Source organism: Corallibacter sp., assembly GCF_048381695.1.
Lineage (GTDB): Bacteria > Bacteroidota > Bacteroidia > Flavobacteriales > Flavobacteriaceae > Corallibacter > Corallibacter vietnamensis.
Genome location: NZ_JBLXHI010000032.1, coordinates 1 through 5,090 on the forward strand (window position 1 = coordinate 1; position 5,090 = coordinate 5,090).

General features: G+C 42.7%; 5 protein-coding genes. All 5 read left to right on the forward strand.

Features of this window, described 5'->3' with window-relative positions:
- Window positions 1-245 precede the first annotated feature (245 nt).
- The gene (locus ACN5J3_RS14385; RefSeq protein WP_418512183.1) at window positions 246-2,066 is read left to right on the forward strand and encodes an ATP-dependent nuclease; all 1,821 of its coding nucleotides are present in this window, start codon (window positions 246-248) and stop codon (window positions 2,064-2,066) included.
- Between the two features lie 131 nt (window positions 2,067-2,197).
- Entirely contained in the window at window positions 2,198-3,523 is a 1,326-nt protein-coding gene (locus ACN5J3_RS14390; RefSeq protein WP_418512184.1) for a hypothetical protein, read from the forward strand.
- A 78-nt stretch (window positions 3,524-3,601) separates the two neighbouring features.
- Window positions 3,602-3,934, forward strand: a complete 333-nt coding sequence (locus tag ACN5J3_RS14395) for a hypothetical protein (RefSeq protein ID WP_418512185.1) — start codon at window positions 3,602-3,604, stop codon at window positions 3,932-3,934.
- Between the two features lie 61 nt (window positions 3,935-3,995).
- Complete coding sequence (locus ACN5J3_RS14400) at window positions 3,996-4,718, forward strand: hypothetical protein (protein ID WP_418512186.1); 723 nt, start codon at window positions 3,996-3,998, stop codon at window positions 4,716-4,718.
- Between the two features lie 142 nt (window positions 4,719-4,860).
- Window positions 4,861-5,090 (forward strand): PIN domain-containing protein (locus tag ACN5J3_RS14405; protein ID WP_418512187.1); only part of this gene is annotated, 230 nt, incomplete at its 3' end.

Consider the following 5,090-nt stretch of genomic DNA (forward strand, 5'->3'; position numbering starts at 1 on the left):
TGGGTGCATGAAGAGAACGCTCTGTAATAACACCATCGCCCGCGCGTCGTTATTGCAATGATGTGTATGTCACGCGAATACATTAGGATTCGCAGGATTATTTTTAAGATTCTGATTTTAATTTAAATTTTTGTGGCCATGTGTTAGTAGCGGCGCGGATTGTGGCAGACAACTTGTTGTAATAACGAAGCGCGCTATCTAATCACTGTTATGTTTTCATGGAAGTTTGAATCAAGGAGAGAGTTATGAAACTAGAAAAACTCGTCATACGCAATTTTCGAGGCATTGGCTTTGCTGAAATCGATATTAATAATTTTACAACTCTTGTGGGTCCAAATAATATCGGAAAATCAACAATATTAAATGCTATTCACTTAGTGCTTGATAACAAGAAACCTAAATTGGAAGATTGGCCGGGTCAAAAAGCATCAGATCAACTGATGGAAATTGTATGTGAATTTGGTGATCTTCAGGAATGGGAAAAGAACAAGCCAGCGATATCAAAGTTACTTTTTGGTGACCGGCTAAAGATCCGCGTAACAGCTAAATGGAATGCGGAACAAACCGATTACAGTTACGAATATTCCGTTTATAACACTGAAGCTAAATTTCCGTGGTCGGACGAAACCTTTTCAAATGCTAAGAAAGATGCAACGTGTAAGGCTATTTTTGATGAGTTAGGGATTACATCAGCTGCGGCCTTCAAAGAGAGAACTACTGAGTTGGAGGTTCATGCTTTAGAAAATCATTCAGACCATGTTATTCAGTCTGAAGATTGGCATGTTAAGAAGTTTGCTAACTCATTACAGCAAGCTGTCCCACATGTAATGTATGTTCCCGCAAGTTTCAAAATAGAAGATGAGCTTAAAGCTACAAACAATAGTCCCTTTTCATTTCTTTTTACTAATAAGCTATTTCCACAGGTTAAGAACGATAATACATATAAGGATTACATAACTAAGGCTGAATCACTCCAGAAAAAGTTGAAGGGGCAAGCAGATGATGGTAGCGAAATAGAAGGATTGGGCGATGCACTTGAGCAGGTTTCAACTACGCTGAATCAGATTCTAGACTTTGATTCAAAGGTTAGGCTTGCTGTTGGGGATATTGATATTGAACCTTTGTTTATGAAAGCAGCAACTTTCCTCGTGGATGAGGAAATTGAAACAAGTCTTCAATATCAGGGTAGTGGTGTTCAAAGAGCCTTAGCTTTTGCAATGCTTGAAAGTAATGCCGCGGTTGAATCAGAAGTATCTGGAGAGCAAAGAACGGTGATAGTTTTATATGAGGAGCCAGAGCTTTATATTCACCCACATTTAATGAGAAGGTTAAAATCAACCTTGCAAAAAAGGTCGGACTTACCTAAGTGGCAAGTTATTTGCTCGACACACTCCCCTTTCCTTATAAATCTTGCTGAGAAACCAGAGTCTTTAAAGCTAATAAAAAGGGATAATGGGAACGAGCGGCAAGTTCACCAAGTAAAAAGTGATGTTTTTGAAAATGATGGTGAGTATGACGAACGCACTATCTTGAGAGCCGCGTTAGATTTTCACCCTACAGTTTGCGAAAGCTTGTTTGCAAAACGTGTTGTTTTAGTTGAAGGCGACACAGAGGTGGCAGTATTTAGTATGATTGGTGAATTAGCCAAGAAGCTAGGAGTTGACGGTAGTCTCGATAGAGACGCTACTGTTGTTTCGGCTGGAGGAAAATGGACGATCCCAGCACTGGCTAAAGTACTAAATGCACTAGATATTGATTATCGAGTTATTCATGACACCGACAGGAAAGGACTTTCGGATGATGAGCTCGAGGAGAAAGCGGCAATTCATCCGTTCAAGGCCAATGAAAAAATAGCGAACATAGCAAGCGCTGAAAGAGTTTTCTTGGTTGACGACACGTTTGAACACGTACTTTGGGATCAAGAGCAGAATGAATCTGTTAAGTCCACTGATAAACCTTTTAATTCATGGAAGAGAGTGCGTGATTATATCGATGGCACACAAGAGTTAACGGAAAGATGTGAGTCAACTCTCAAAGAGATTGTAACCTTTGCATTTTGCGAATAAGAACATAACAAAGCCAGTCAGCAGGAGGTGGACTTCCGCACAGCGTACTCCAGCCCCTGCTGGCGGTGTTAGGAAGTGATATTAAATACAGTCAGCAAGCCTGCGAAAACTTGAATAAAACCGAGGTGAGTATGCCAGAAAGTTTAGAACTTCATGAAATCGTAGATGATTATCTTCATAAGCTGGTTGCCCTTCATGAGGTTTTTCCATATCAAATTACTATGGCGTCAGTAGTGGCCCACGAGTCTGCAAAAAAACACAAAGCCTTCCTGGATGATAAAGCCGAAAAGCTAGAGGAAAGTGAAGGTACCACCTCTTACAAGTTAGACTTTAAAGACGTTAAGAGGTCTTCCAGGTTAGCGAATCGAAGCGACAGAGCGAAAACAGTATTAGAACTGCTTCCTAGAAATTTTCTGGTCTCCTATGTCTCAGAATATGACTCATTTTTAGGGAGTTTGATTACTCAAATCTTGCGTTTTAAACCCGAAATAATAGATTCAAAGGAAAAAAACATTTCACTCTCCGAATTAGTATCCTTGGGCAGTATAGAAGCGGCACGGGATAAAATATTTTCGAAAGAGGTTGAATCTATTCTTAGGTCGAGTCATTCAGACCAATTTTCATGGATGGAAAAAGCGTTCTCAATTTCATTAACGAAAGGGCTCGACTCGTGGCCTCTATTTATAGAATTAACGGAAAGAAGAAATTTATTTGTTCACTGCGATGGAGTTATTTCTGAGCAATATCTAAAAGTTTGCCAAAATAACAAGGCATCCGTTGGCGATGAAGACAATATTGGCGAAAAACTAAAGGTTGATAAAAAATACCTACGACAATCATTTGAAGTTCTTTACGAGATCGGGCTCAAATTGTCGCAGGTTCTTTGGAGAAAGCTAAGCCCGGCTGATATAGAAAAAGCAGAATCAAGCCTTTCCCACTTTACCTATGAGTTACTAATCGAAGAAAACTATAGGCTGGCAAAGAATCTTCTTGATTTTGCTTGTTGCACGCTTAAGAAATGGGGTTCGGAGGGAGATCGGCTGATCTACGTGATTAACCGAGCGTTGGCATACAAGTTTTCGGGAAGTAATGAAACCTGCCAATCCATACTTGATGGCGAAGATTGGTCCGCGTGCGGAGACAATTACAAGTTATGCGTGGCTGTGCTTAGAGAAGATTATGAAGGTGCCAAGGATATAATGCTCAGGATTGGAAGCTCAGGATGTGTTTCTGAAGTAGATTATGCTGAATGGCCGTGCTTTAAGGATTTCAGGTCAGCGCCTGAGTTTGTTTCTGGATTCACCGAGGTGTTTGGCTACCCACCAAAGTCAATAGAGCAGATCGATAATGATGATATCTCTGACGAACAGGAAGAGGATGAATATTCCATGTCGGAGACGGTTGGTTATAAACCTTCTGAAGCCAAACTAAAGCCTGTTGTCAGTAACGAAGCCTAGCAATACGCGTCACACGGATGTCCTTTACGCCGCTGCGCTTTGTAAAGGCCACCGGTGCGCTCTGCGTTAAGCAGGATTATGGATATGAAGCTCCTTTGCAATGCCGCTAAAAGTCTAGCCTTGCGAGAAGGCTTGCCCGTTGAGGAAACCGAGAAGAAGATTTTGGCAAGTCTAGATTCTCGGGCCTCTAAACCACTGGTTACTTGCTCAGTGTGCGGCGCACGAGTCAGCAAAAAGAACCTTGCCAAACACCAAAAGAAGCACGAAAAACCAAGAAAAATTAACTGGGATAATATCCCCTTAATTGCTGAGCAGAAAGCGGAAAAACGTAGAATTAAGGCTGCAGCAGGTAAGCAGCGGGTGAGCATAGTGTCTGGAGGCGGGCCAGGCCTCGGCAAGGGTAAGTCCTAGACTTTAAAAAAAACAGTCCGTCCGGGCCGCTGATCGACAGAGGGAAGAGAGCATGACTTTGATGGATCAAGTAGTTGAGGTAATGGCTGATCACCGAGGATCAGCGCATGTGTCCGACATTGCAAAGATGCTTGTCGAGAGGTTCCCTAACATTTCCACCCCGTTAGATAAGTTACCTGATCGGCTGTCCGCCGTACTTGCTGCGGACGTAAAGAAGACTGGTGGCAAAGCCAAATTTTCGAAGGTTAAAAACAAGAATAAGGGCTTCAAACGTGGAGTCTATCGCCTTAAGGTTCGTCCTGTGGTTACGTCCAAGGCAACTGAGGCGCCATCGGTGTCCAGCCAATATACCGGCAAAGCTGGCGAAAGCGCTGTGATAAGTGAGTTGCTGTTTTATGGTTTCAATGCTTCTGCAATGGCTGTCGATGACGGCATTGATGTTGTTGCAAGTAAAGATAATAAGTACTTTCACATTCAGGTCAAAACAGCCAATAAATCAGACCAAGGTGGGTTCCTATTTACGATAAAGAAGAGCAGTTTTACGGCGAAGGATTCATTTCAAACTTTCTACGTTTTCGTGATGCGGGAACTAGGTGATCACAGGTATTTCAACGACTACCTCATACTTCCAAGTAGCCAAATTCGTCAGTTGGTCGAGGTCGGGGTTGTGAAGGACGGGCCGTCGCTTTCGCTAAGGGTCCAGCAAGATACTCGTGGACGTTATATGCTCAATGCAAAACAAGATGTGACCATTTCCGTTAATACATTCAGTCAGTTAGCGTGAGCGTATCGCAGTCAGACAAACGCATGAACTCGCCCACTGCATAGGTTTGAATCTCCAATAGCTTCGCGGTTCGCGGAAGGTTATGCGGGCGTCATAAGGAATGTAAAAATTCGAATCTCGAACTGACATAGGACGTTAAGTAATGAAGTGGGCTTTCATCGACTACGAAAACGTAGGCAATCTCGGCAAAGTCAATCTCTCAGAGTATGAGCGGGTCATCGTGTTCCTTGGCGCCAAGCAGCCCAAGCTGGACTTCATGGATACGAAGTACGATAAACCGATCAATATGGTAGTCATTCAGCTAAAGGCTACGCAGGCGAATAATCTCGATTTCCATCTTGCCTATTACCTCGGAAAGTTCGATGCTCAGGC

Excerpts from the sequence above, each read along its gene's own strand:
- ACN5J3_RS14400 (WP_418512186.1), top strand. The coding sequence starts at position 3,996 with ATGGATCAAGTAGTTGAGGTAATGGCTGATCACCGAGGATCAGCGCAT.
- ACN5J3_RS14385 (WP_418512183.1), top strand. The coding sequence starts at position 246 with ATGAAACTAGAAAAACTCGTCATACGCAATTTTCGAGGCATTGGCTTT.
- ACN5J3_RS14390 (WP_418512184.1), top strand. The coding sequence starts at position 2,198 with ATGCCAGAAAGTTTAGAACTTCATGAAATCGTAGATGATTATCTTCAT.
- ACN5J3_RS14395 (WP_418512185.1), top strand. The coding sequence starts at position 3,602 with ATGGATATGAAGCTCCTTTGCAATGCCGCTAAAAGTCTAGCCTTGCGA.